Origin of the sequence: Nocardioides sp. Root240, from assembly GCF_001428825.1 — a bacterium.
In the GTDB taxonomy this organism is placed as follows: Bacteria; Actinomycetota; Actinomycetes; order Propionibacteriales; family Nocardioidaceae; genus Nocardioides.
In genome coordinates this window covers 381,868-406,593 of record NZ_LMIT01000009.1, presented here as the reverse complement: position 1 = coordinate 406,593, position 24,726 = coordinate 381,868, and the positions used below count along the sequence as shown (strand labels likewise).

The window sequence follows — 24,726 nt, the reverse complement described above, 5'->3', positions numbered from 1 at the left end:
GAGGGCCGTCGGATGAAGCGCGACATATACAACGAGGACCACGAAGACTTCAGGAAGTCGGTACGAGGCTTCCTGGAGCGGTCGGTCATCCCGAACCTCGACAAGTACATCGAGGACCGCGCGTTCACGCGTGAACTCTGGCTCGAAGCGGGTGCCCAGGGACTCCTGGGCCTGCTGATTCCGGAGGAGTTCGGGGGTGCCGAGGCCAACGACTACAGATTCACTGCGATCGTCAATGAGGAGTTCTCTGCAGTCAATGCTGCCCTGGCCAGTTGCTGGGGCATCCACGCCGACACGGTCACGCCGTACCTGATGGCGCTCCTGACCGACACGCAGCGCAAGCGGTGGCTACCCGGGGTGGCGTCCGGCGAGATCTGGTGTGCCATCGGCATGACGGAGCCCAGCGGGGGATCCGACCTCGCTGCGTTGAAGACGACTGCCGTCCGCGACGGCGACTCATGGATCATCAACGGCTCGAAGACGTTCATCACGAACGGCTACTCGGCTGACCTCATCGTGGTCGCCGCCCGGACGTCGCCGGAAAAGAAGGCACGTGGCATCACACTCTTCGCGGTCGCATCCGACGTCGAGGGCTTTTCGCGCGGACGCAAGCTCGACAAGGTCGGCCAGGAGGAGGCGGACACGGCCGAACTCTTCTTCGAGAACGTTCGTGTCACTGACGACGAGGTCATCGGCGAGGTCGACGGGGGCTTCATCCACATGATGCAGCACCTCCCGCAGGAGCGACTCAGCTCGGCCGTGGGCAATCTGTCCCACGCCAAACAGATCCTGCTCGAGACGCTGGAGTACACCAAGGAACGTCAGGCATTTGGTCAGCCGATCGGGGCCTTCCAGCACAACAAATTCCTTCTCGCGCAGATGTTCACGCAGGTCGACGTCGCTCAAGCGTTCGTGGACAAGTGCGTCCAGGCCCACGCGGACGGCGAACTGACTGCGATCGACGCTGCCAAGGCAAAGTGGTGGACCTCGCAGACGCAATCGGAAGTCCTTGACCACTGCGTGCAGCTGCACGGTGGATATGGCTTCATGAATGAGTACCGAGTCGCGCGAGCGTGGCGCGACGCTCGAGTGACTCGCATCTGGGCGGGCTCGAACGAAATCATGAAGGAACTGATCGGGCGGGACCTCGGCCTCTGACATTCTCGGCACGGGCCCAACTCCGTTCACCGCATCTCTCCATCTAGGAAAATGACACTTACATGAAGTTGGAAACTGACTACCTCGTGGTCGGCGCCGGCGCATCCGGCATGGCGTTCGTCGATGCGCTCGTCGATCAGTCCTCGGCTGACGTCATCATGGTCGACCGCCGCCATCGCCCCGGTGGCCACTGGCATGACGCCTACCCGTTCGTCAGGTTGCACCAGCCCGCGGCGTGCTACGGGGTGTCTTCCACCGATCTCGGTGCTGACCGCATTGATGCGCGGGGAAACAACGCCGGCATGTATGAGCTGTCCTCGGCCGCAGAGATCTGCAGCTACTTCGCAGAGGTCATGGAACGGGTCCTCCTGCCGTCCGGTCGGGTGAGGTTCATGCCCATGAGCGAGTACCGAACGACGGCGACAGGCGAGCATGTCGTGACGTCCCTGCTGAACGGCGAGGAGGTGGAGATCGTCGTACGTCGCAAGATCGTCGACGCCACCTACATCGAGCCAACGATCCCTTCCACTCACAAGCCGGCCTTTGACGTTGATCCTGGAGTGAGGGTCATTCCGCCGAATGACCTGGTCAAGGTACGCACGACTTCGGCAGGGTTCACCATCCTCGGAGCCGGCAAGACGGCCATGGACACCTGCACGTGGTTGCTCGAGAAAGGAGTCGACAAGGAGTCCATCACCTGGATCAGGTCCCGCGACGTGTGGTCGATCAACCGGTCCTGGACGCAGCCCCTCGACCTGGTGGAATCGCGCGCGAGGTTCAGTGCCGCGTGGCTGGAAGCCGCTGCTGTCGCGGCTACGGGAACTGAGATGGCCCTCAAGCTCGAAGAGATGGGCGTCTTTCTGCGTTTGGACCGTGACGTCGTGCCTAGTGCCTTCCGGGGTGCGACCATCAGTGAGTCCGAGATCGAGAGCCTCCGGTCCATCACGAACGTGGTGCGCGCCGGTCGGGTGACTCGCGTTCGCGAAGACGGCGTTGACATGGTCGACGGCACCATCAATCTGCCGCGAGACCAGGTGTTCGTCGACTGCACCGCGTCGGGCCTCCGGACCCTTGAGGTTCGGCGTGTGTTCGAGCCGGACCGGATCACCTTGCAGTATGTGACGCCCGGGTACGCCTGCTGGAGCGCAGCGACCTTGGCGGTGATCGAGGCCAACGTCCAGGACGACGATGACAAGGAGTACCTGGCCCTTCCCGTGGTCTACACCGGAGACGTCAAGGACCTGCTGTCCTTCAGCCGCGATCAAATGGTCAGTGCGCGGCGCCGTGGCGAGGTCGCGGCGATCCGTGCATGGTCCGGCGCGACGCGGCTCAATCCCTCGAGAGGTCTGCGGGAGCGGGTGGCCGACCCGCAGGTCAAGGCCGCGCTCGATGCTGCACGCGAGTGGATGGAGCCAGCGATGAGAAACGTCGAAGAGCGTGTAGGACCAGTCGAGCAACTCGTCTGACCCTCGAACCGACAGCCGCATCCGGACCTCCCGCCGGATGTGGCTGTTGAGGTTCTCTCCCACTGGGTCGCCGGCCGGACCCGCCTTCCCGGACTCGGTACAACCTTCGAACTTTCTTCGCCTCATGCAACGTGGTCGAGTTCGGGTACAAACATCAGCTTTCGGAGGCAGACATGAGCGACGTGGATTTCGAGCAGTTCTTCAACGCGGTTCCTGCGAACTACCTGGTCTACGACCTGGACTGGAACATCGTGGCCGTCACCGACGCCACGCTTGGCGACACCTTGACCCGCTCAGAGGTCATCGGACGCAATCAGTTCGACGTCTTTCCCGACAATCCCGATGCGCCGCAAGGCTCAGGTCGCACGGCAATGGAGGATGCACTGCAACGGGTCGTTGACGAGGGCGTGGGACATGAGATGCCGGTGACGCGCTACGACATCGCTGACGCGAGCGGTGCCTTCCAGACGCGGTACTTCAAACCGGTCAATGAGCCCGTCTTCGACAGCGCGGGCATCGTCACACACGTCATTCACGGCGTCGTGGACGTCACCGAGACCCATGACCCGAGCGGCTTCTCGCCAGCCTGAGATTTCACCGCACACGCGGCGTTAGTCGTCGGAACGGAGGTACTCTCGTGACCTGACGGCAACGAGACTCCGGAGCCTCCATGACCTTAGAAGAACTGGGTTCGCGACAGTTGGCGGATGGTCCTTTTGTCAACGCTGACTACTGCGAAGTCTCCACGGCCACGCGCTTGCTTGGGGACCGCTGGTCGCTGCTGGTCGTCAGGGAGCTCTTCGTGGGGAACACTCGCTTCACGGAGATCCAGGAGGCCTTGCCAGGCTTGTCGCGGGGTCTGCTTGCGTCGCGTCTCGGATATCTCACCCGCTTGGGCATTGTCGATCGCCGAGTCGCTGACGGTACCGATCTCCGTGCCAAGTACTCGTACGCGTTGAGCGACTCAGGCAAGGCGCTTGGGCCGGTGCTGACAGCGTTGGGCGACTGGGCGGCGAAATGGAAACCGCCGACTGCCACGAACGTGGGCGGCGAGGCAATGCTCGACCTGGAGCAGCTTCGCGAGAGTTTCGATCCGTCCGCTATGCCGGCCGATCGGATGCAGATCCAGTTCCTGCTGTCCGATTCGGATGCGGCATGGCTGCGTGCCGATCGCACCGGGGTCCGTGCGTGCCGCGGCGTCAACGAGGGAAGTCCGGACCTTGTGGTGCGGACATCATTGTCGACCCTCAACGGCCTTTACTGGGGCCAGAGCACCTGTCGTGAGGCCATTGCCCGTCATGACATCTCTTTCGACGGTCCGATGGCGTACGCGCAGGCGTTTTCGGGGTGGTTCGCCAACCGTCCGGCAGTCCGTGGAGTTGAGTCAGATGGACCGGACCGGTCCGAGGGTGGGGACGCAGAAAAGGTTCACTTCTAGAACTATCCGCATGGGGTGTGCTGCAGATTACATACGAGCATGACTTCCACATCCTCTGCTGATGTTCCGATCACCCTGATCGGTGGCCCGACCACGCTGATCGAATACGCTGGTCTCAGGATCCTCACTGATCCCACCTTCGATGAACCGCAGTCCTACGGTGAGGACGTGACGGGCTACGAGGGTTACACCCTCGTCAAGACCCAGTCGCCGGCCATGACGGCGGACGAAGTGGGCAAGATCGATGTGGTCCTGGCGTCGCACGAGCACTTCGACAACCTTGACCTCCTCGGTCGGCAATTTTCTGCGGGTGTCGAGCACGTCTACACGACCGATGAGGTTGCCGGGATCGTTGATGGAGCGGAAGCCCTCGCCGACTGGGAATCGCGGAAGGTGACCTCCCCGACGGGGCAGGTCGTGACCTTCACCGCGGTGCCAGCTCACCACGGCCCGGAAGGCATCTGGCAGGCGATCGGCCCGGTGATTGGATTCGTAATCGAGTCCCCGGGCGAGAAGACCATCTACTTCTCTGGCGACAATTCTGATGTGGACATCGTCCGTGAGGTTGCAGATCGATACCCAGACATCGAGATCGCAATTCTCAACGTCGGCGGACCCAAGTTCGTTGAGATGCTGGGAGATCACTACATCACCTTCAGCGACGAGACGGCGACTGACGCAACTGAAGTCCTCGCGAACGCGACAATCATTCCCGTACACGCGGACTCGTGGGGTCACTTCACTCAGACGACAGCGAGCATGAAGGCCGCCGCCACGTTGCGGGGCGTCAGCGACCGTGTGGTCGCCCTGGCGCCCGGGCAATCGACAACAGCCTGAACAGATCTCTGGTCCGCAGGTAGTTGCTGGTGTCTGACGAAAGGGTGGGACTCTCATGGCGGTGACGCCGACCCAAGTGGCCGACGGTGTGCACGTTGGCCCCCTGTTCCCGCGAAACATGTTCAACACCGTGATCCTGGAAGGTTCGAGCGGCGACGTCGTCGTCGATGCCGGCCCGCCCTGGTCCGGCCGCCGGCTCGCCCGGTTCCTGCAGGGTCGTGATGTCATCGAGCACGTGGTGACCCACGCTCACGGCGATCACGTCGGATCGTCGGCATGGCTGTGCAACCACACCGGTGCATCCTTGGCCATGAGCGAGATCGAGGCCGACGACTTCGAACATGGCAGCATCAACTATCACGCCAACCGCCTTGGCAAGTACCTGGTTGCGCCCATGGGCCGCAAGCGGCGCACGGTGGATCGGCGGCTGAAGGAGGGCGACACAGTCGCGGGGTTCCAGGTCCTCGCACAACCTGGCCACAGCCCGGGTCTGCTCGCATTCTGGCGCGAGAGTGATCGGACGCTGATCGTCGGTGACGGGCCCATCAACCTGTCCGCCGACCCGACCAGCCCGCGGTGGCTGCACCTGCCCAGGAAGCTTCACCATGACCCCACTGAGGCAGTCGCCTCTCGGTGGCGCATGACTGATCTCGAGCCAGACCTGATCGTCTCCACGCACGGCTATCCGGTCAGGGGACTTGACCGTTGGGTCGAAGGTATTCGCACCGTGGCTCACTGACTGTCGGGCGCGGAAGGCGCTCCGTCGTGTGGTTGCCGTCACTTGTGGCGTAGTGAGAAACGCTGTCGGTACGACGTCGGCGTGGTCGAGTAGGCCGCGACGAAGTTCTGGCGAAAGGTCACGACGCTGCTGAACCCGCACCTTTCCGCGATGCGGGAAACGGGCCATTCGGTGGCCTCGAGAAGCCGTCGCGCCTCGTCGAGGCGTTGGGTGAGGACCCAGCGCGCGGGAGTGGTACCGGTGACCTCGCTGAACCTGCGGTTGAAGTTGCGTCGGCTCATGCGGGCATGATCTGCGAGGTCGTCGACCAAGAGCCGCTGGTCAAGCTTGGCCAGGGCCCAGTCGATGGTGGGTCCGAGGTCCCCGACGCCGCCGGGCTCGGCCATCGGACGGGCGACGTACTGGGCCTGGTCGCCGTCGCGATGGGGTGCGACCACGAGGTTGCGGGCCACAGCGGTAGCAGCAGCGGATCCGAGGTGTGTGCGGACTATGTGTAGGCAGGCATCGATGGCGGAGGCGGTGCCGGCGGAGGTGAGGACGTCGCCGTGGTCGACGTACAGCGCAGATGAACTCACCCGCACCGCTCGACGCCGCTCTGCTAGTTGCTCAATTGCGCCCCAGTGAGTCACTGCGTCGCGGCCGTCGAGCAGTCCGCTGTCGACGACGGGGAAGGCACCCAGACACAGCCCGGCGACCCGACTCCCCCGCGCCTGTGCTTTGCGGACCTCTTGGGCGAGGTGGTCGGGGAGTGGTGGCAGGTCGCTGGGCCACGACGGAAAAATCACGAGGTCCGCATCCGCGATCGCCTCTGGTCCGGCGAGGTTCTCGATCAGCGGGCCCTCGGCAGTCCGGATCCCTCGGCCTTCCGCGCTCCAAACCGTGGGTTTCCAGCCCGTGGCGAGCCCTTGCCGGTCGACCTCTCCGAAGACGAGCAAGGGTGCGGCAAGGTGGAACATCGTGATGCCGTCGAAGGCATGAACAGCGATCCGCATGTGGCCTGATCTCATCGAAGAATGTCATCTGTGCCACTCACAGTAGCGGTCGTGCGCAAGCGAAAGTGAAAGGACACCATCGATCGAAGGAGAACCCATGACCGAGCCGCGACGCGCTCTGATCGTCATCGACGTCCAGCAGGAGTACTTCGACGGGATCTTGCAGATCCAGGCCCCGCCCCGCGAAAAGACATTGGCCAATGTGGTGACGGCCCTTGATGCCGCCGAGGAGCACCAGTTGCCCGTCGTCGTGGTCCAGCACCAACTGCCTGAGGGTGCACCGATCTTCGCTGTCGGCAGCGACAGCTGGTCGTTGCACCCCGAGATCGAAAAGCGGCTCCAGCCCTCGTGGAAGCGCGTCACGAAGCACAAGGGAAGCGTCTTCGCTGGCACGGACGTCGCCGCGTGGCTGGCCGAGCAAGGCGTCGACACCGTCACTCTCGTCGGCTACATGACCAACAACTGCGACCTGGCCACTGCCGTGGGAGCCGAAGAGGTCGGCCTGGCCGCTGAGGTTCTCTCCGACGCCAGCGGCGCGATTCATCTGGCCAACGAGATCGGCAAGGTCTCAGCCGATGTACTGCACCAGAGCCTTCTTGTCCTGCTCCACTCGAACTTTGCTGCCGTCGCCACCACCCGGGACTGGGTCCATGCGCTCGTCGCAGGGGAAGTCCTGCCCAAGAGTGACCTCGGCACATCGGCGATGCAGGGCCGCGCCGCATTCGCTGGGTGATGTAGGGCGGGCTTCTAGCCGGACCGCTCCGGGCGCCCAGGTCATCGAGCAGGCGATCATCATGGTCTGGCCGCCGCGGCCGCCGCCGCCACCGTGTGGCGGTGGCGGCGGCGGTGGCACTTCAGTTTCAGGCGTGAATCGGGAGGCTGTGGTCGGGGACCCGTGCGAGGTTCACCGCTGCAGCATCGATCGCAGCCGACTGGTGCGCGACCAACCCAAGACCTTCGGTCGAGGCCCAACCCTGGTAGGGGTCGACCACGCCGGTCGTGATGCCGGAGAGCTCCTCCATGACGGCGAGGCCGTAGAACGGGACCGTCCAACGGGAGTAGCCCCCCTCGTGCAGGAACACGAGCCGTCCCTCACAGAGTTCATCCGCGAGGGCCATCAGCTTGCGTGTCAGTTCGCGATAGCCCTCAGAGTGCATCTGCATCCGGCCCATGGGATCCATGTGGCCGGCGTCGAAGCCACTCGGGATGATGATGAAGTCGGGCCGGAACTTCCGAAGGGCCGGGATGACCACTCGGTCGTAGACCTCGTGATACGCCGCAGAGGAGCAGCCAGCCGGAAGCGGGATGTTGAGGTTCGCTCCTTCGCCCTCGCCGGCGCCGATCTGCTCCACGAAGCCGTTGTCCGGCGGGAAGAGACGCTCCTGGTGAATCGAGATGGTCAACGCCCTGGGCTCCTCGTACAGCGCGGCCTGGGTGCCGTTGCCGTGGTGGACGTCCCAGTCGACGAGGGCCACGCGCCCCACACCGAGCTCATCAAGGAGGTGGCGCGTGGCGATGGCCGCATTCGAGAAGACGCAGAAGCCCATGGAGTTCTCCGGCTCGGCATGGTGCCCAGCCGGACGGAGCAGCGCGTACGCGTTGTCGACGTCACCCTTCATGACCGCCTCAACGGCGGCGATCGCTCCCCCTGCGGCGAGCGACGCGATCTCGAAGGTGCCATGGGGGATCGGAGAGAAGATCCCGGGCTCGCCGCCCATCGGCTGCTCAGACGCCGCCCGGGTCGCGTCGATCATCTCCTGGGTGTGGACGCGGCCGAGCTCCGCGTCACTCGCGTTGCGCGGCGTGACACGGGTGAGCTGATCGAGCAGTCCGCTCACGTCGAGCAGGTTGCGGAACCTGCGCACAACCTCCAAGTCGTAGACGTGCGTGTCGGGCTGGATCGTCATGCCGTCCGGGTGAACGAAACCCGCGTCGTTTCCCAAGTCGAACCAGGCGTACTTCTCGTGCCATACAAAGCCGGTGCGTCGTGCCATCAGGTGTGCCTTCTTTCATGGAGGAGAAGCAGAACTGTCTGGAGATCAGTTCACGGCCTACGGGCCCGCCCTGTGACACGGGCCACTTGCCTTCCACTGATGATGAGACGGAGGCGATCAGGCGGGATACAGGCAGAGCGCAAAATCCATCGAAGACTCTGCGGGATTCCACAGACCAGCTTGGGCGCTACCGGTCCGCAACCATCCATCTGAACCGCGGATGCCGCCTCACGCGGAGCTCTCTTTGGTGATTTCGAGCAACGACCAAGGGGATCTTCTCGGATTCTCGTTACCCGCACCTGCCCGGCCTTCTGCAGCATCAACGGGACAGGTGCCCACACCATTCTGCGGTCGCCCGGCCAGTAGACCTGTCGCGATGAGCTTTGCCAATGACGAGCGAAGGAATGAACGATGACTGATATCGGCGAGATTGCCAAAAGATTCTTCGAGGCCTGCGAGGCGGGCGGCGGGTGGGAGGACTGCGAGCAGTACTGCCATCCAGACGCCACGTTCCGCGCCCAAGCGGCCGCGCTGGAGGGCGTCGACAGCCTCCCGGCCTACACCGAGTGGATGAAGGGATTCTTCACCCCCGTGCCCGACGGGGATGCGGAAATCAGTTCGCTCGGCGTGGACGCCGCGCGAAACAAGGTGTTGGTCTACGGAGTCTTCCGCGGCACACACACCGGCGAAGGCGGTCCGGCCGCGCCGACCGGAAAGACGCTGGAGACGGACTCGGTCTATGAGATGACCTTCGACGGTGGAAAGATCCGCCACATCACGAAGATCTGGAACGACATGGCCTCGATGCAACAGCTTGGATGGGTCTGACAAAGCCCCCCAGATCTGGGCGTCGACCCCAAAGCGCCCCGATTGCACGGCCCTGCTGTTTGAGTCCAGGAGGATGTGCAGCATCCGGATGAAGTCGATCGGGAACGGACGTCCAAGGGACCGCATGTGACAGAGCACGGGGCGAGTACCCGAAGCTAGTTGTACCCGGCCAGGACGTTGGTAGCGGCGAGCCTGGTTGAACGAACGAGAACCTCCGAATGGGATGTGGCTTGTCTAAGGCCCACGCCAACCCGGAGGTTCTCGTGTCCCACGGTAGTGCCCGGCTGACCGTTCATGGTCGGCGACTGATCGTCCAACGCCACCAGGCCGGCTGGCCTCAAGCTCATATCGCTGCTGCGATGGGCGTGTCCCGCAAGTGCGTGAAGACCTGGGTCGACCGGTTCGCCGCCGAGGGCGAGGCCGGCCTGCTGACCCGCTCGTCACGACCGCACAGCATGCCGTCCAAGACCAGCGATGAGGTCGAACTGAAGGTGCTGGCGGCCCGCGCCGAACACCGTGATGGTCCCGATGTACTCGGCCCGAAGGTCCGAGTGCGGACGGTGTCGCGGATCCTGCGCCGCCACGGCGTGGCTTACCTGCGAGAGCTGGACCCGATCACAGGAGAAGTGATCCGCTCCTCGAAGCAGACCGCGGTCCGCTACGAGCGCGACCGGCCCGCCGAACTGGTCCACATGGACGTCAAGAAGCTCGGCAAGATCCCCGACGGCGGGGGCTGGAAGGCCCACGGCCGGAAGGTGGGCTCAACCGCCGTTCGTAAACAGACCAGAGTGGGCTACGACTACGTCCACTCCCTCGTCGATGACCACTCCGACTGGCCTACTCCGAGATCCTCCTCGACGAGAAGGGCCCGACCTGCGCGGCGTTCCTGCAGCGCGCAATCGCCTACTTCGCCGCTCACGGCATCGCACAGATCGAGCGGCTGATGACCGACAACGCCTGGGCATACCGCTACTCGCTGCGCGACGTCTGTGCCGAGCACGGCATCGCACAGCAGCCGGATGCTCGACGGGGAAGGGTTCTGGGACCGGAACGACAACCTGTTCGGCTGGACGGCTCTGCTCGGCGAGAGGCGGGGCGGTCCGGACGTGTCGTCCTACGCTGCGCCTGCGCGCGCAGAAGACCTCGCGGGTCTCCCACGCACCTTCATCGACGTCGGGTCCGTGGAGACATTGACGAGGTACTGCCTACGCTGGCAGGCTTTCGGAGGCCGGCGTGCTCGTTGATCTCCACATGTGGGGAGGCGCATTCCACGCATCCGACGCACTGGGCGCGTCCGCCGCGATCTCCCGGGCGACTGGGGCTGCCCGGGATGAGTTCATCCGTCGGGCGCTCGATGCCTGAACCACCTCTTACCTGACGACTGGATGCAGCTCGTCGCCCAGCGATCAAGACACAGGTGCCCAGGTCCGATGGACCTGGGCACCTGCTTTTGGTCGCGTGTCATCCGACCTCGGCGCGCTGACCCGTCGCCGAGCGTCCCAGCCGGAACCGGTACAGCACCGCACCCAGCACGAACGCGGCGGGCATCGCGCCGATCATGATCGCGTTCGGCAGAAACTCCGTGTAGCCGCTGAGGAGGCTGAAGTTGTTCGCCATCAGATACAGAGCGATGGCCAGGCCGATGAACCCCAGCAGCGGTGCGACGACCACCCGGACAACGCCGTGTCCCCGTCGGTCGGAAAGGAAGAACATCACGACCGAGATCGAGCACAGCGCCTGCGCGGCCACCACGCCAATGACGCCCGAGGCATAGAGCCAGGTGCCGAGCTCCAGAAACGGATCAAGACCGACGATCATCGCAAGGGCGACCACCACAAAAGTGATGACGCTCAGGACCGCGCTGGCGCAGTGGGGCGACGCCATCCGCGGGTGGGTACGTGCCAGAGCCTGAGGAAGCATGCCGCTTCGACCCAGCGAGAACATGTAGCGAGTGCACGCGTTATGGAAGGCAATGATGGTCGCCAAGAAACTGGTCACGATGAGGAGCCGAAGAGCGGTCACGAGTGCCCCGCCGACGAACGCGTCCGCCTGAGCAAACACCATGTCGAGGAAGCCGTCGCCCTGTGCCTCGGCGAGCGCACCCTTCGTACCGAAGCCGTAGATGACGACCCAGAAGCTGACCGCATAGAAAACAGCCAGAAAGCCGACCGCAATGTACGTCGCCCGCGGGATGGTGCGCTCCGGCTTCGCGGCCTCCTCAGAGTAGATGGCCGTGCCCTCCACACCGATGTAGGCGCCGAACGCAAGGAGGAAAAGCGTGCCCGTGCCACTCGCGAAGAAGACATTGTCTGGCGACAAAGGGGCGGCGCTGGGCGACTCGGGGCCGCCCTGGGCCAGCACGGCGACGATGAGCACGAGGATGACTGCCACTTCGAGGGTCACCAGGACCATGAGCACCTTGGCGCCAACGTCCACCTGGCAGTAGCCGACGATCGCCACGACCGCTGCGGCGACCAATGAGCAGACCTGCCACGGCACGTCAATGTCGAACACGGCGCCGAGCGACCCCTGCGCGAAGACTCCGATGTAGCCCACGAACCCGATGACACAGACTCCGTAGGCGGCCATCGTCATCATCGCGGCGCCCGCGCCGGCCGTCGGGCCAAGCCCGCGAGTCACATAGGCGTAGAACGCTCCGGCCTCCGTCACGTGCTTGGACATGGCGGTGAAGCCTGCTGCGAAGAGCAGCAGCACCACGCCCGTCGCCAGCATCACGCCCGGTGCGCCGAGGCCACCGACCCGCAGGGACAGCGGGCCGGTGCTGAGCACGATCGTCAGCGGAGACGCTGCAGCGATCACGAAGAAGACGATCTGCGCGGTCCCCAGCGTGCCGCCGGCCAGGCGACCCACGCCGGCGGTCGGGCTGCCGTCCGCAGCAGTGGTATCGAGTGACTCTGTTGCCATGATGCTCCTCGGAGGGGATTCGACCTGTGTGGTTTGGACCACATCTACGACTGACCGATGGTCCAGCCAGATCGCTCATCAGCGCCAAGGGGATTGCGCGAACTTTCCGCCGAACCTTTCTCGTTATCACCAAGTCACCGGTAGACGAGTGGCGCAATGCTCGGTCAACCCGGTTTCGGGCCGCCGCATCCCTACACTGCACGTATTACCCACCTCAGCAGGAGATGCCGAACGATGCCTTCAGACACTTCGGACGAGCTCGGCATGCGAGAGCGGAAGAAGCAGGACTCGATGGCCCGGCTGCGCGCAGCGGCCAAGGAACTCATGTGGGCGCAGGGGTACGAGACCGTGACGACCAAGTCCATCGCCGCGCGCGCAGACATGGGCGAGGCGACATTGTTTCGCTACGTCCCGTCGAAGCTGGACCTGTTCCTCTCTGTCTACGGAGAGGAGTTCGGACACGTCGTCGACCAGTGCATTCGCGCGCACTCCGAACTCCGCGTCGAGCAACTCCGCCGAACTGAAGACCACATCCAGCAGATCATCGAATGCTATGACCTGCTCGCTTCTCTCTATACGCGCTACCCCGAACTTGCGTTCACCTTCGTCAAGGAGTCATTCGGGTCTTCCACCAATGTCGGTCGGAGTGGACTGGAGTACGCCGACCGGTGGTTCGAGCTGCTTGAGTCGATCCTCCAACATGGACGAGCGACCTCCGTGCTCGACCTCGAGGACATCCCCGCAGTAGTGCAGAACTGCCACGCGATCTACGTCCACGAAGTGCTGCGGTCTCGGGCGCGCGACCTACCGGCGAGCGACATGCCCAACCGGCTACGCCACCGCCTGGAACTGTCACTCCACCACCTCTCCAAGGGCGGCATGTAACTCCAGCACCGAGACGTATCCAGGGCAGGAAATTGCGCTCATTTGCGCGGTCCGGCGACCCCTGGCAAAGACGGACGCCCGGGCGGTTCCCTTGACTACTCCGTGGACGCACGTCCGGACCTTCCCAATTTTCGCCCGCCATGAAAGAATGAGAGTCCACTTCGAACGAAGTGATCTACTACTTTTGGTTCACCTGGAGATGACATGGCCAAACGAATCGGGCTCAACGCCTTCAACATGACGGCAGCCGGGCACCAGAGCTCTGGCATGTGGAGGCATCCCGAGAGCCAGGCTCATCGCTACAAGGACCTCGACTACTGGCTCGATCTCGCCAAGACCTTGGAGCGAGGTCGGTTTGACGCGCTGTTTCTCGCGGACGTTTTGGGGCCTTATGACGTGCACGGCGGCTCCGTCGACACCGCACTTCTCAACGGCATGCAGATCCCGGCCAACGACCCGTTCCAGTACATCTCCGCAATGGCCTCGGTCACTTCCAACCTAGGATTCGCAGTCACCGGATCAGCCACCTTCGAGCACCCGTACCCGTTCGCCAGACGGATGAGCACCCTCGATCACCTCACGAAGGGGCGCATCGGTTGGAACGTCGTCACGTCCTACCTGGCCAGTGCCTCCCGCAACTTCGGGACCGAACCGCTGGGCCACGACGATCGCTACGAGCTGGCCGAGGAGTTCATGACAGTCACGTACAAACTGTGGGAACAATCGTGGGAAGACGATGCTGTCGAGCTCGACAAGGAGCGAGGAGTCTTCGTCAACCCCAGCAAGGTCCACCCCATTCGTCACAAGGGCCGCTTCTTTGATGTGGACGGCTTCAACATGTCCGAGCCTTCTCCGCAGCGCACGCCGACCATCTTCCAGGCGGGTGCCTCATCACGTGGACGTCAGTTCGCGGCGGAGCACGGCGAGGGACTGTTCGTCAACGTGCTCAACTCCAACCTCAGCAAGGTGATCACCGACGACATCCGAACTCAGGCTGAAGCCGCTGGCCGTCAGCGGAACGACGTGAAGATCTTCACCATCCTGACCGCCGTCGTCGCAGACTCCGACGCAGAGGCCGAGCGCAAGTACAAGGATTATCAGCAGTATGCGTCGCCCGAAGGAGCAATGGCGCTGTTCGGTGGCTTCTCCGGCGTCGACCTATCGCAGTTCGACCCGAACACACCGCTGGAGGCGATGGACACCAACGCGATCCAGACCGTCCTCAACCTCTTCACCAAGTTGGACCCGTCACGCAGGTGGACACCGGCAGATATCGCGAATCACATGAGTATTGGCGGCATAGAGCCGGTTCTGGTCGGCAGCCCAGAGACGGTCGCCGACGAGATCGAGCGATGGATCGATGAGGGAGACCTCGACGGCATCAACCTGTCCTACGCCGTCACTCCCCACGACATCGAGGCGTTCGTCGACACCGTTGTCCCGGAACTGCAGAAGCGTGGCCGCGTATGGAACGAGTACGAGGGGGAAACCCTGCGCGAGTACATCGCCGGCCCGGGCAACACTCGATTGTCCTCGACACACCCCGGCTATCGAGCGGTCAGCAAGACGCCCGCCTGAGACGGTCCTCTTCACAACTGAAACGGCCGCTGGTGCTCGAGCAGTCTCGAGCGCCAGCGGCCGTTTCGTCGGAGTCGTCAGTCGATCAGCATCCTGGGTCGACAGCCACTGGCTCGTAGTGCGGCTCATGGTGGTTGCGGTTGGCGGGCATGTCGAGCACTTCGCGGACCCGCTCCTCAAGCAAATCGACGTCAACAAGGTCGTTGTCAACCATGACGGCTTGGATCGCGTCGAGCCAGTGCTCGTGGTAGGACCATGCCGCGTCGCCAACCTCTCCCGCTCCTTCCCAACCCTTGATCGACGCGATCAGCGCGCTTTGAAAGTCCGACCACGGGTACTGTCCCGATTTGTGCGCTGCGATGGCGAGCGCGAAGGCGCGCAACTGCCACGGCTCGTCAAACGCCAGGTCGTTGGACAAGAGCGGGAGGTTCTGCACGAGGGCCTTGACCTCCTCCCCCGGACCGACACTGTCCGGCTGACCGTTCGAGTCCCTCATGGCGTCACCTGGACAGATCCGACGCCAATCATGGAGTCGCGGCTGACCAGTGCTGCGAGCTGCTGCTCGTCCCAGCCGTCGGTACCGCTTGGACGTTCAGGCAGGACCCAGTATCGAAGCTCCGAACTTGAGTCCCAGACACGAATCTCCCTGGTTTCATCGATCACATAGCCGAACTCCTCGGCCAACAGCTTGCGCGGCTCGCGTATCATGCGGGAGCGATACTGAGGATCCTTGTACCAATTCGGAGGCGGTCCAAGCACTGGCCACGGATAGCACGAGCACAAGGTACAGACGATCGCATGATGAACCTCTGGGGTCGCTTCGAGCACCACCATGTGCTCACCTTGCATGCCGCCGATGCCGAGCTCGCCGCACGCGGCAGGGGCATCTTCCAGCAAACGTGCCTTGAACTCCGGATCCACCCAGGCCTTGGCCACCACTCGGGCACCAAGTTGAGGACCCACCTCGTTCTCGTAGATCTCGGCGTAGTGGTCGATCATCTCGGTGGTGACCAAGCCCTGCTCGATCATCATCGATTCCAAGGCCTTGACGCGAGCGGCGATCTCCTCCGACGTACGCCCGGTCCTGCTCATGCGGTTGCTCCTTCGCGATGCTCTATCGCGTCGATGTAGGGATCCCAGGCGTCGAACGTCGAGGACGTATTGCTCTCGGCGTGGAGTTCACCCCACAACTCGGCACCGTCGAACTGAACCGTGTAAAGGTGCTGGGGGCTCTCCCCCAGTTCATTGCCCGAATGATCGGGATAGACAAATGAGCCGCGGTACGCGACGACCGTGCCTGCCTTTCCTCGTACGTACCTTGCCAAGCGCGTGTGCCCGTGCGGTGCGAAGCTGCGCATCCGCACCACGTCGCCCACCTCGAAGCGCTTCGGTTCGTCAGTGGGTCGGGTCGCTGGCGAGCCTCCCGCCACCACCGCATCGACGAACTCGATCAGTGCTGGGTTCGGCTCGTGCACAGGGAGGCTCTTTTCCGGATCGTCCAGGTATTCCTGGGTGCGGCGGTCGAGCTCGTCGGCGTCGATGTGGCCCTTGGCGACGCCGTGGCGCTCGAAGGTCGCGAGCCAATGCTCGTAGTACGACGACGTCAGGTAGTGCACGGGGTCCATCAGCTCGATGCCATGCCTGAAGGAGTCGATGTTGAACCATCCCCCGGCGAAGCATCCCAACTGCAGGCCGAAGACGATCCTCTCCCACTCCTCGTGGAACACCGGCTCGGAAGGCGTCGGGCCGACCGCGCCGAATCCATCGGTCCCTCCCAGGTCAAACACGCCGTTCATGCCGTCTCCTTGTTGGTTGGCGGACTCTGGAAGCCTCCGAGCTCACGTTCGGCTGCCTGAGCCACTCGCAGGACGGTGGCATCGTCAAACTGCTTGCCCACCACCATCATGCCCACCGGGAGCCCATCGAGCATCCCTGCCGGAACCGAGCAGGCAGGGTGACCTGTGACATCGAACGCCGATGTGTTGACTAGTTGCTCAGAACCGCGGGCCAAGAGCTCAAGGACGGACGCGTCCGGCCCCGGCAAAGGCGTCGCTGACACAGGCGACGTCGGCATGACCAGGACGTCATACCGGCTCAGCGCTTCGTCGTAGGCTGCTGCCAGCGTGCGCTCGAGGTTGCGTGCCATCGCGTAGTGACGTCCGAAGTCGACGTCTCGCGCGTACCGCCCGCTGAGCATCGCCAACTTGACCCCCTCGGGGAACTGGTCCGGGGAGCGGCGCCACTGCGCACCGTAGAAGGCGATCAGGTCCTCGTCGTACCGGCCCTTCCAGTTCGCTCCGAACGCGTTGCCCTCGACGAGCTGTGTCAGCCCGCCTTCGCAGGCAATTACGGCGAAGAGAGCAGGTGCCATGAGGTGCCAAGGAATCGACACCTCCTCGACGAGAAGTCCCGCCGATGTCAGTCGCCGTACGCCGGCGCGCACAGTCTCGTCTACCGCCGGGTCGGAGTCGGGATGCCCGAAACCCTCCGTCACCACGCCGACACGAAGCCCCCGGCTCCCCCTCCGCAGCTCGGATTCGTAGTCAATCCGCTCCCAGGCTCGCGGCTGGCGTGGGTCCAGACCGTCGGGACCTGCGATCACCGTGAGCATTCGCGCCGCCTCGACCACAGTGCGGGCGGTCGGCCCGAGGTGGTCGACGGACTGCTCCACCGGCATGGCTCCGGTGTACGGGACGAGACCCCACGTGGGTTTGTGACCCACGAGTCCCAGCCAAGCGGCAGGGATGCGGATCGAACCGCCCTGGTCGCCCGAGATCGCCAGGTCGGCCCCGCCCGTCGCGACCAGGACTCCGCTGCCACTGGACGAACCCCCAGAAGATCTCGTGGGGTCCCACGGATTGCGCACCGCACCAGTCCTGCTCGAGTGCGACCCCCCCGACATGCAGAGGTCCTCACACACCGACTTGCCCGTGATAATCGCACCAGCGTCTAGAAGTCTCGAGACGACGGTGGCGTCGCGTGAGGGAGTGAAGCCCTCGAGTGTGGCGGAACCGTTCATCATGGGTACGCCAGCAACACTGGTGTTGTCCTTGACTGCGACCCGGACGCCTGCGAGTGGACCTTCGGCCCGTTCCTGGATCTCCGTCGTGACATACCACGCGCCCCACGGGTTGTCCTTGGAAGCTGGCTTGTTCCACACCCGGTCGGGCGGCGGCGACGCGATCTTCTCGTGGGCGGCCTCGACGGCGTCCCAGGCATCGAGGGCGCCATGCGTGGCAATGCGGTACTGCTCCATGTCGGACGTCGACATGGTCAGCCCGTAGTTCGCGGCGATCGCCTGGAGAGCAGAACTATCGGGGCGGTTGATCGGCATCGGTGCTCGCTTCGCAGTCAAGGAGTTGAGGATGTGTCCAAGGGGTCGGTGCGCGCCCGGGGTGCTGAATCGCCACAGTCAGTGACCTCCATCACCCGATGCTCTCTCATCGTTGCCCCGTCCGTCACCGACCGATACAGGCAACCTCCAGAGATTGCTGCTGCCCGTTCTCGCTATCCCCAAAGCGACGTGCCGGGCGGATGCACAGGCGGTTGACCAACATTGCCGGGGCCTGGCGAGTCGGCGTACGGGCGCAACTACGGACTTCCCAAACCAAGGCGCGGAAAGTCCTCGCCTTCCCCAACGACTCGGAAGATCCGCTGTGGCCAAACTCACGGCAACCACCAATGCGCGAGTCCGTGCTACTCGCATGAAGGAGAATGATCATGACAACTGCCTCTGGCGACATCGCCAGCCGTATCAGCCGGGGCGCGGTGGGGACGTCTCCCGCCCGCCGACGAGGTCTCGTCCTGCTCAGCGCCAGCATGCTCGCCCTGGCCCTGACGGCCTGCGGTGGCGCCGGAGACGACGGCGGTGGGACCGCCGAGACCTCGGCCTCGGTCATTGCAGAAGCCAAGGCAGCTGTGGCAAAGAACCGCGAGGGCACCGATCGGGCGCTGCCGATCAGCGCACCCAAGCCCCAAGCGGGCCAGAACGTCTGGCTGATCTCGTGCAGTCAGGCAGGTGAGGGCTGCTCGGCGCCCGCCGAAGGGGCCGAGGAAGCCGCCGCCGTCGTCGGCTGGGACCTGACCATCGTGGACGGCAAGGGACGTCCCGACGTCTTCGCGAGTGCCATTCGCTCAGCTGTTGCTGACGACGCCGACGGCATCATTCTCGATGCCATCGACTGCATTGCCGCCAAGAGCGCACTGCAAGACGCCAGAAAGGCGGGCACCAAGATCTTCGCCTTCTACGCCTTCGACTGCAATGACCCAATTCTGAAGGACCAGAGCGAACCGCTCTTCGACGCCGAACTCAGCTTCGGCAACGGTGTGTCGTTCATCGACTACGTCGAGAAGGTGCAGTCGCGCAGTGCCGCCGACTACATCATCGCCCAGACCGAGGGCAAGGCAAAGATCATCGAGTTCACCGAGGACGACCTCGTGATCACTCAGCACCTCAAGAAGGGCTTCGAGGATCGCATCAAGGACTGCGAGGGCTGCGAGATCGTCAAGAAGGTCCCCTTCAACCTCGATGACTTCGTGACCGGCAAGCTGGGCGGCAAGGCCGAGGCTGCTCTCACCCAGAACCCGGACGCCAACGTCCTCTACTCCCCGTACGACTCCGCTCTGACCGTCGGTATCGCTCAGGCAGTCGTGGCATCGGGCCGCAACGACGACATCCTGGTCACGGGCAACGAGGGGCTCACGCCCAACATCGGTTTCACCCAAGACAACAAGGGCCAGGACTTCATCACCGGACTTCCTGCCCGTTGGGTCGGCTGGGCCGCAATCGACAGCATGAACCGTCTCCTGCAGGGCGAGCCGCAGGTCGACCAGGGCATGGGACTCCAGAACATCGACGAGAACGGCCCGTTCCCCACGCAGACCACCTTCTACGACGGGAACATGAACCCGGACGGCACCCCGAAGCAGGACTACGCCGCCAACTTCAAGAAGATCTGGGACGTTTCTTGACCATGATCACCGGTGGTGCGCAGGACGTCGTCCTGTGCACCACCGGGCTCAGCAAGACCTTCGCCGGGACCACTGTCCTGCAGGACGCCCACCTGGAGGTCAAGCGCGGGGAGATCCACGCCCTCCTCGGCGGCAACGGATCAGGCAAGTCCACCCTTATCAAGGTCCTCGCCGGCGTCTACGGAGCCGACTCCGGCGGGCGCATCGCCGTTCAAGGCGTTTCTGCACCCGCCGACGAATGGTCGCCGGCCATGGCTCGCAACGCAGGTCTCCACTTCGTCCACCAGGACCCGGCTGTTTTCGGGCCTCTCACTGTCGCGGAAAATCTCGCGATCGGTAGAGGATTCATCCAAGCTGTTGGCGGCCGCATCAACTGGCCAGCCAACCGGCGTCGAGCAGCGAAGATCCTTGAGAGGTTCTCGATCGATGTCTCGCCTGAGGCGCTCGTTGCGAACCTTCGTCCTGCCGAGCGCACGATGTTGTCGATCGCCCGGGCACTGCAGGACCAGGAGGGCGCGCACGACGGCGTGTTGGTGCTCGACGAACCGACGGCGTCACTGCCCGCTTGGGAGGTCGACATCCTGCTGGCCGCACTTCGCAAGTACGCGGCAGCCGGGCAGACCATCCTGTACGTCAGCCACAGGCTCCCCGAGATCCTCGAACTGGCCGACCGTGTCACGGTCCTTCGGGATGGGATCCAGGTCGCCACGCGGGACATCGCCGAACTGGACGAACGGAGCCTCGTCGAGCTCATCGCTGGCCGAGACCTCGAGCGAGTCTTCCCCGACCGTCCAGCGACAGTGTCCGAGGAGATCGCCCTGTCGGTGCGCGGACTCGTCGCAGGGCCGCTGCGAGGAGTCGATCTCGACCTTCGGCGTGGCGAGGTGCTCGGTGTCGCCGGCCTGCTCGGCTCCGGCCGGACGACATTGCTTCGCGCCCTCTTCGGAGACATCAACATCGAATCGGGCCAACTGACGCTGGAAGGTGCTCCCTTTAGGCCACGGAGACCTGCATCCGCAATGAGGGCCGGCGTTGCAATGGTCCCCGAGGATCGCGGCGCCGAGGGCCTGTTTGGTTCGCTCTCGGTCCGGGAGAACCTGTCGGCGGCCGTCGTGCCCCGGTACTGGTCCCTTGGCCGCCTGCAGCACGGTCGCGAACGTAGTGATGCCAGCGCCTTGGTCGGCGCTTACGCCGTGCGTCCGGCCAGCGATGCTGCCGTGGCCGGCACGCTCTCAGGCGGAAACCAGCAGAAGGTCGTCATGGCTCGGTGGTTGCGCCGCGACCCCGTAGTACTCCTGCTCGACGAGCCGACCCAGGGCGTGGATGTTCAAGCCCGCTCGGAGATCTATGAACACGTACGTCGAGCAGTCGCCAAGGGCTCCTCGGTGCTGCTCGTCACCTCCGACTTCGAAGAACTGGCTCACCTGTCCGACCGGGTCGTGGTGCTGCGCGACGGCCGCGTTGCTGCCGAGGCACGCGGAGGCGACCTCGACCCGCAACGACTGACAGAACTGTCCTACATATCCGAGGAGACCAGCGCATGACCACCACGACCCAACCTGATGCCCACCACGCAGAACCACTGGTGTCGCCTAAGCGCGGCCGACCGGACCCAGCGGTCCTGCTGGAGAAGTACGCCCTCGCTGGCATGTTCATCTTGCTCTGCGTGGTCTTCGCAAACATGAGTTCGACGGCGGAGACCTTCCCCACCGTGGCGAACATCAAGAACGTGCTGGGCGGCGAGTCCGTCATCGCGATTGCCGCATTGGCGTCCATCTTGCCGCTCACCTGCGGACAGTTCGACTTGTCGGTGGGTGCCGTGATCGGCCTGTCGTCGATCGTGGGCGCCAGTGCCGTTGCTACGCACGACCTTCCCGTGGCGGTCGCTGTCCTTGCGGGTGTCCTTGCGGGCTCACTCGTCGGCGCCTTCAACGGATGGCTCGTTGCCTATCGCGGCGTCAATGCGCTCATCGCGACGTTGGGTACGTCGACGCTTGTTGCCGGACTCGTCAGTCTATACACGGACAATCAGATCATCAGCGTCGGCATTCCCGAGAGCTTGACGAACCTGGGGGCCGGAGACCTGCTCGGAATTCCCCGGCCGGTGTACGCGATCGCCATCGTGGCGCTGTTCGTCTACTACCTGTTGCGCCACACACCCTACGGGCGCTATCTGGCGTCGGTCGGTGCCAGCCCGTCGTCAGCCCGGTTGGTCGGCTTGAACGTGCCTCGCATGATCCTTTCCAGTTTCGTGCTGTCTGGGGCCCTGTCCGGGATCGCAGGCATCCTCCTGCTCGCTCGAGCAGGTACGGCCAACCCGCAGGTTGGCCCCGGATTCACCCTTGCGGCGCTGTCGGCGGCCTTCCTGGGCGCAACCGCGATCCGACCGGGGACGTTCAACGTGCCGGGAACGCTGCTCGGCGTCCTGTTCGTCGCCATCAGTGTGAACGGACTTGTCCTGGCAGGCACCGCCGACTGGGTGGAGCCGACATTCAACGGAGTAGCACTGCTCGTGGCGGTGACATTGTCCACTGCCATCGCCCGGCGACGGGCCGGCCAGACCTGAGTTCGCTCCCGTTGTCGCGCAGAACAAGATCCGGCATGACGGAAGGGCGACTCACCATGACCAACCTCTCATCGTCCGCAGTGCACTCCGCCGCCATGCGGGGCGCCAGCGGGCTCGTCCGCGGCGTTCCAATCCCACGTCCTGTTTCGCGCGGGCGCGAACCCGCGTCGCCGACGGCCGTCCGCGCATGACCATCAACAGGTCAACCGCGGTGGATCGCGACCGTTGTCTGGTCACGGTCTGCCGTGGGTGTTGTTGCGGTGATGCCGGTCGCCATCCGGGCGTCGACCACGCCGCGCATTTCGACGAGTTGATGCGCGGTCTTGGCAACAGCGCCGACGTGCGGGTGACCAACTGCCTGCTGGTGTGCGGGGAATCCAACGTCGTCGTGGTTTCGCCGACCCAGTCCGCACGAGTGGAATGCGGGGCAAGACCAATCTGGCTCGGTCGGGTGCTGGACTCGCTGACAGTCGCCTCAATCGTCCGCTGGGTCAAGGCCGGCGGGCCCGGAAGAGCCGATCTGCCCAGTGACCTGGCGACAATCGCCACGGAACCCTTCACAGACCTGGTGCCCTAGGGGTCAGAGATGAGCGAAGACCCCAAGCCAATGATCGGACTGTTTGATGTTCGTTCCGTAGTCGCATTCGGAGCGGTCGTCGTCCGCGAGATCATCGAATGGGTCCGCAGTCCACGAAAGCCCGAGCACACGAAGTAGGCCGACCGGGCTTGGGTTCCCCCAGGCCCGGTCGGCCTATCCACAGCGAACTTCTATTGGCCCCTCATTGCCGGCGCTGTTAGCCGCGAGGTTCAACGCACCGTTCGGATGAGCTTCTTGTTGACGAACTCATCGATGCCCAGCGGTCCGAGCTCACGCCCGTAGCCTGACCGCTTCACCCCTCCGAACGGCAACTCCGCTCCGGTTGCGTAGACGCCGTTGATGATGACCATGCCGGCGTCGATCTGTTCGGCCACGCGCCGAGCCTGCTCGCGATCAGTCGTGAACACATACGACCCCAGCCCGTAAGGGGTGTCGTTGGCCACAACAATGGCCTCGTCTTCGCTGCCGACCTTGAACACCATCGCGACAGGACCAAACAGCTCTTCTTGGGAGGTCGCGGAACCGACCTCGATCCCGGTCAGCACGCTGGTGGGGTACCAAGCGCCCTGGCGTTCGCTATCCGCAGCCAGTTGTGCCCCCTGTGCGACGGCATCGTTCACCTGCTGCTCAAGCCGTTCAGCGGCTGCCTGTGACGACAGCGGCACCGCTGGGGCACCAACCATCCGCGCGGTGAACTTCTCGACGAACTCGTCGTAGATGCTCTCGTGCACGATGACGCGCTTGCCAGCGTTGCAGGCCTGCCCAGCGTTGCCGGCCACCCGGGCCTGGGCTGCGTCCTCGACCGTGGCATCCATGTCATCGGTGCTGAGCACGATCACCGGATCAGATCCCCCGAGCTCGAGGACCACCTTCTTGAGGTGTCGCCCGGCGATCTCTGCAACTGCGGAGCCGGCGCGCTCCGAGCCGGTCAGCGAAACTCCCTGAACCCGCGAGTCGGCGATGATCGTCTCGACCTGGGCGTTCGTCGCGTAGACGTTGACGTAGGCGCCAGGCGGGAACCCGGCATCGCGGAACACTGTCTCCAGGAAGCTGGCGGACTCCGGGCATTGCGGGGCGTGTTTCAGTAGGACCGTGTTGCCCGCTGCCAGGTGAGGGGCGGCGAAGCGAGCGACCTGATAGGCCGGGAAGTTCCACGGCATGATTCCCAGGAGGACACCGAGCGGCTCGCGGCGCAGCAGCGCAGTACCTTCGCCGCCCATCAAGGGTAGGTCCTGATCAGCCAGGAACGCCGCTGCGTTGTCCGCGTAGTAGGCATAGATCGATGCGCTGAAATCGATCTCGAACAGGGCGCTCTCGACAGCCTTGCCCATCTCCCGGGAAATGATCGCGGCGAACTGATCGCGGCGCTCAACATGCAGCGTCGCTACCTTCCGCAGCAGTTCCGCCCGCTCGACCACAGATCCGTGCCGGCCCCAAGAGCGAAATGCTTCGTTCGCTGAGCCGACAGCGCGGGAAATCTCCTCGTCCGTGTGGGTCGGGTACTCCGACACCAGCCTGCCATCACTCGGGTCGATGACGGCGTACTTAACATCACTCATGACGTCTGTGCTCCAAACTCTCGCCGCCGTGTGAGCGGGCTGTGGTGGATCTGATGAAAGGGGGATCGATCGGCTGATCCCTGATGGTCGATCCTCGGCATCATCACCCCGGTCGCCGGACCGGCGACACAGCGCTGACGCAAAGATCGCGGCCGATGTTCTCGATTTGCGCAAGTCAGCGGGGCGGTGCAC

22 protein-coding genes and 1 pseudogene are annotated in these 24,726 nt (G+C 64.0%); 15 read left to right on the top strand and 8 right to left on the bottom strand.

Annotation, left to right across the window (positions count from 1 at the left end):
• The first annotated feature begins 12 nt into the window (after nucleotides 1-12).
• The 6 genes from ASE20_RS09910 (at nucleotide 13) to ASE20_RS09885 (ending at nucleotide 5,638) form a co-directional block, all read left to right on the top strand.
• A complete protein-coding gene (locus ASE20_RS09910) occupies nucleotides 13-1,158 on the top strand; it encodes an acyl-CoA dehydrogenase family protein (protein ID WP_056894380.1) in 1,146 nt (381 codons plus the stop codon).
• 62 nt (nucleotides 1,159-1,220) lie between these two features.
• The gene (locus ASE20_RS09905) at nucleotides 1,221-2,624 is read left to right on the top strand and encodes an NAD(P)-binding protein (RefSeq protein WP_056894379.1); all 1,404 of its coding nucleotides are present in this window, start codon (nucleotides 1,221-1,223) and stop codon (nucleotides 2,622-2,624) included.
• A 173-nt stretch (nucleotides 2,625-2,797) separates the two neighbouring features.
• Nucleotides 2,798-3,214: a PAS domain-containing protein gene (locus tag ASE20_RS09900; RefSeq protein WP_157538399.1), complete on the top strand. Its 417-nt coding sequence runs from the start codon at nucleotides 2,798-2,800 to the stop codon at nucleotides 3,212-3,214.
• Nucleotides 3,215-3,294: 80 nt separating this feature from the next.
• On the top strand, nucleotides 3,295-4,062 hold the full coding sequence (locus ASE20_RS09895) for a winged helix-turn-helix transcriptional regulator (protein ID WP_056894377.1): 768 nt from the start codon (nucleotides 3,295-3,297) through the stop codon (nucleotides 4,060-4,062).
• Between the two features lie 39 nt (nucleotides 4,063-4,101).
• Complete coding sequence (locus tag ASE20_RS09890; protein ID WP_056894376.1) at nucleotides 4,102-4,899, top strand: MBL fold metallo-hydrolase; 798 nt, start codon at nucleotides 4,102-4,104, stop codon at nucleotides 4,897-4,899.
• A 55-nt stretch (nucleotides 4,900-4,954) separates the two neighbouring features.
• Nucleotides 4,955-5,638 (top strand): MBL fold metallo-hydrolase, encoded by a 684-nt coding sequence (locus tag ASE20_RS09885; RefSeq protein ID WP_056894375.1) that lies wholly within the window; start codon nucleotides 4,955-4,957, stop codon nucleotides 5,636-5,638.
• Nucleotides 5,639-5,676: 38 nt separating this feature from the next.
• On the opposite strand, the gene ASE20_RS09880 is transcribed toward ASE20_RS09885, so the two are convergent.
• Nucleotides 5,677-6,630, bottom strand: a complete 954-nt coding sequence (locus tag ASE20_RS09880) for a GlxA family transcriptional regulator (protein WP_056894374.1) — start codon at nucleotides 6,628-6,630, stop codon at nucleotides 5,677-5,679.
• Nucleotides 6,631-6,727: 97 nt separating this feature from the next.
• Between ASE20_RS09880 and ASE20_RS09875 the strand changes: the two genes are divergently transcribed.
• On the top strand, nucleotides 6,728-7,363 hold the full coding sequence (locus ASE20_RS09875; protein WP_056894373.1) for an isochorismatase family protein: 636 nt from the start codon (nucleotides 6,728-6,730) through the stop codon (nucleotides 7,361-7,363).
• Between the two features lie 127 nt (nucleotides 7,364-7,490).
• Here ASE20_RS09875 and ASE20_RS09870 read toward each other — a convergent pair whose 3' ends face one another.
• Nucleotides 7,491-8,624, bottom strand: a complete 1,134-nt coding sequence (locus tag ASE20_RS09870) for a class II histone deacetylase (protein WP_056894372.1) — start codon at nucleotides 8,622-8,624, stop codon at nucleotides 7,491-7,493.
• A gap of 411 nt (nucleotides 8,625-9,035) precedes the next feature.
• Between ASE20_RS09870 and ASE20_RS09865 the strand changes: the two genes are divergently transcribed.
• Both ASE20_RS09865 and ASE20_RS24270 read left to right on the top strand, forming a co-directional pair.
• Entirely contained in the window at nucleotides 9,036-9,452 is a 417-nt protein-coding gene (locus ASE20_RS09865) for an ester cyclase (RefSeq protein ID WP_056894371.1), read from the top strand.
• Between the two features lie 263 nt (nucleotides 9,453-9,715).
• Nucleotides 9,716-10,464, top strand: a pseudogene (locus tag ASE20_RS24270) (helix-turn-helix domain-containing protein); the annotation flags it as partial.
• A 449-nt stretch (nucleotides 10,465-10,913) separates the two neighbouring features.
• On the opposite strand, the gene ASE20_RS09855 reads toward ASE20_RS24270, so the two are convergent.
• The gene (locus ASE20_RS09855) at nucleotides 10,914-12,377 is read right to left on the bottom strand and encodes an APC family permease (RefSeq protein ID WP_056917936.1); all 1,464 of its coding nucleotides are present in this window, start codon (nucleotides 12,375-12,377) and stop codon (nucleotides 10,914-10,916) included.
• Nucleotides 12,378-12,641: 264 nt separating this feature from the next.
• Between ASE20_RS09855 and ASE20_RS09850 the strand changes: the two genes are divergently transcribed.
• Together ASE20_RS09850 and ASE20_RS09845 are read left to right on the top strand one after the other, a co-directional pair.
• Nucleotides 12,642-13,262, top strand: coding sequence for a TetR/AcrR family transcriptional regulator (locus ASE20_RS09850; RefSeq protein ID WP_162260987.1), 621 nt, complete (start codon nucleotides 12,642-12,644; stop codon nucleotides 13,260-13,262).
• 204 nt (nucleotides 13,263-13,466) lie between these two features.
• Nucleotides 13,467-14,840 carry an LLM class flavin-dependent oxidoreductase gene (locus ASE20_RS09845; protein ID WP_056894367.1) on the top strand — a complete coding sequence of 458 codons (1,374 nt, stop codon included), beginning with the start codon at nucleotides 13,467-13,469 and terminating at the stop codon, nucleotides 14,838-14,840.
• A gap of 85 nt (nucleotides 14,841-14,925) precedes the next feature.
• Here ASE20_RS09845 and ASE20_RS09840 read toward each other — a convergent pair whose 3' ends face one another.
• The 4 genes from ASE20_RS09840 to ASE20_RS09825 are packed head-to-tail and all read right to left on the bottom strand — an operon-like array spanning nucleotide 14,926 to nucleotide 18,174.
• Nucleotides 14,926-15,336 carry a nitrile hydratase accessory protein gene (locus tag ASE20_RS09840; RefSeq protein ID WP_056894366.1) on the bottom strand — a complete coding sequence of 137 codons (411 nt, stop codon included), beginning with the start codon at nucleotides 15,334-15,336 and terminating at the stop codon, nucleotides 14,926-14,928.
• The gene (gene nthA / locus ASE20_RS09835) at nucleotides 15,333-15,932 is read right to left on the bottom strand and encodes a nitrile hydratase subunit alpha (protein ID WP_056894365.1); all 600 of its coding nucleotides are present in this window, start codon (nucleotides 15,930-15,932) and stop codon (nucleotides 15,333-15,335) included. The genes ASE20_RS09840 and nthA overlap by 4 nt, the downstream gene beginning before the upstream one ends.
• On the bottom strand, nucleotides 15,929-16,636 hold the full coding sequence (gene nthB, locus ASE20_RS09830) for a nitrile hydratase subunit beta (RefSeq protein WP_056894364.1): 708 nt from the start codon (nucleotides 16,634-16,636) through the stop codon (nucleotides 15,929-15,931). Before nthB ends, nthA begins: the two co-directional genes overlap by 4 nt.
• Complete coding sequence (locus ASE20_RS09825; RefSeq protein WP_056894363.1) at nucleotides 16,633-18,174, bottom strand: amidase; 1,542 nt, start codon at nucleotides 18,172-18,174, stop codon at nucleotides 16,633-16,635. The genes nthB and ASE20_RS09825 overlap by 4 nt, the downstream gene beginning before the upstream one ends.
• 386 nt (nucleotides 18,175-18,560) lie before the next feature.
• Here ASE20_RS09825 and ASE20_RS09820 point away from each other — a divergent pair, with 386 nt between their 5' ends.
• The 4 genes from ASE20_RS09820 (at nucleotide 18,561) to ASE20_RS24260 (ending at nucleotide 22,954) form a co-directional block, all read left to right on the top strand.
• Entirely contained in the window at nucleotides 18,561-19,811 is a 1,251-nt protein-coding gene (locus tag ASE20_RS09820) for a sugar ABC transporter substrate-binding protein (RefSeq protein ID WP_162260988.1), read from the top strand.
• Between the two features lie 2 nt (nucleotides 19,812-19,813).
• Nucleotides 19,814-21,355 (top strand): sugar ABC transporter ATP-binding protein, encoded by a 1,542-nt coding sequence (locus tag ASE20_RS09815; RefSeq protein WP_056894361.1) that lies wholly within the window; start codon nucleotides 19,814-19,816, stop codon nucleotides 21,353-21,355.
• Nucleotides 21,352-22,377, top strand: coding sequence for an ABC transporter permease (locus ASE20_RS09810; RefSeq protein ID WP_056894360.1), 1,026 nt, complete (start codon nucleotides 21,352-21,354; stop codon nucleotides 22,375-22,377). Before ASE20_RS09815 ends, ASE20_RS09810 begins: the two co-directional genes overlap by 4 nt.
• A 187-nt stretch (nucleotides 22,378-22,564) precedes the next feature.
• Complete coding sequence (locus ASE20_RS24260) at nucleotides 22,565-22,954, top strand: hypothetical protein (RefSeq protein WP_082612296.1); 390 nt, start codon at nucleotides 22,565-22,567, stop codon at nucleotides 22,952-22,954.
• A gap of 230 nt (nucleotides 22,955-23,184) precedes the next feature.
• Here ASE20_RS24260 and ASE20_RS09805 read toward each other — a convergent pair whose 3' ends face one another.
• A complete protein-coding gene (locus ASE20_RS09805; protein ID WP_056894359.1) occupies nucleotides 23,185-24,534 on the bottom strand; it encodes an aldehyde dehydrogenase family protein in 1,350 nt (449 codons plus the stop codon).
• Nucleotides 24,535-24,726 lie beyond the last annotated feature (192 nt).

Coding starts and splice junctions, on each gene's coding strand:
- ASE20_RS09910 (WP_056894380.1), top strand. CDS start 13: ATGAAGCGCGACATATACAACGAGGACCACGAAGACTTCAGGAAGTCG.
- ASE20_RS09905 (WP_056894379.1), top strand. CDS start 1,221: ATGAAGTTGGAAACTGACTACCTCGTGGTCGGCGCCGGCGCATCCGGC.
- ASE20_RS09900 (WP_157538399.1), top strand. CDS start 2,798: ATGAGCGACGTGGATTTCGAGCAGTTCTTCAACGCGGTTCCTGCGAAC.
- ASE20_RS09895 (WP_056894377.1), top strand. CDS start 3,295: ATGACCTTAGAAGAACTGGGTTCGCGACAGTTGGCGGATGGTCCTTTT.
- ASE20_RS09890 (WP_056894376.1), top strand. CDS start 4,102: ATGACTTCCACATCCTCTGCTGATGTTCCGATCACCCTGATCGGTGGC.
- ASE20_RS09885 (WP_056894375.1), top strand. CDS start 4,955: ATGGCGGTGACGCCGACCCAAGTGGCCGACGGTGTGCACGTTGGCCCC.
- ASE20_RS09880 (WP_056894374.1), bottom strand. CDS start 6,630: ATGCGGATCGCTGTTCATGCCTTCGACGGCATCACGATGTTCCACCTT.
- ASE20_RS09875 (WP_056894373.1), top strand. CDS start 6,728: ATGACCGAGCCGCGACGCGCTCTGATCGTCATCGACGTCCAGCAGGAG.
- ASE20_RS09870 (WP_056894372.1), bottom strand. CDS start 8,624: ATGGCACGACGCACCGGCTTTGTATGGCACGAGAAGTACGCCTGGTTC.
- ASE20_RS09865 (WP_056894371.1), top strand. CDS start 9,036: ATGACTGATATCGGCGAGATTGCCAAAAGATTCTTCGAGGCCTGCGAG.
- ASE20_RS09855 (WP_056917936.1), bottom strand. CDS start 12,377: ATGGCAACAGAGTCACTCGATACCACTGCTGCGGACGGCAGCCCGACC.
- ASE20_RS09850 (WP_162260987.1), top strand. CDS start 12,642: ATGCGAGAGCGGAAGAAGCAGGACTCGATGGCCCGGCTGCGCGCAGCG.
- ASE20_RS09845 (WP_056894367.1), top strand. CDS start 13,467: ATGGCCAAACGAATCGGGCTCAACGCCTTCAACATGACGGCAGCCGGG.
- ASE20_RS09840 (WP_056894366.1), bottom strand. CDS start 15,336: ATGAGGGACTCGAACGGTCAGCCGGACAGTGTCGGTCCGGGGGAGGAG.
- nthA (WP_056894365.1), bottom strand. CDS start 15,932: ATGAGCAGGACCGGGCGTACGTCGGAGGAGATCGCCGCTCGCGTCAAG.
- nthB (WP_056894364.1), bottom strand. CDS start 16,636: ATGAACGGCGTGTTTGACCTGGGAGGGACCGATGGATTCGGCGCGGTC.
- ASE20_RS09825 (WP_056894363.1), bottom strand. CDS start 18,174: ATGCCGATCAACCGCCCCGATAGTTCTGCTCTCCAGGCGATCGCCGCG.
- ASE20_RS09820 (WP_162260988.1), top strand. CDS start 18,561: ATGACAACTGCCTCTGGCGACATCGCCAGCCGTATCAGCCGGGGCGCG.
- ASE20_RS09815 (WP_056894361.1), top strand. CDS start 19,814: ATGATCACCGGTGGTGCGCAGGACGTCGTCCTGTGCACCACCGGGCTC.
- ASE20_RS09810 (WP_056894360.1), top strand. CDS start 21,352: ATGACCACCACGACCCAACCTGATGCCCACCACGCAGAACCACTGGTG.
- ASE20_RS24260 (WP_082612296.1), top strand. CDS start 22,565: ATGACCATCAACAGGTCAACCGCGGTGGATCGCGACCGTTGTCTGGTC.
- ASE20_RS09805 (WP_056894359.1), bottom strand. CDS start 24,534: ATGAGTGATGTTAAGTACGCCGTCATCGACCCGAGTGATGGCAGGCTG.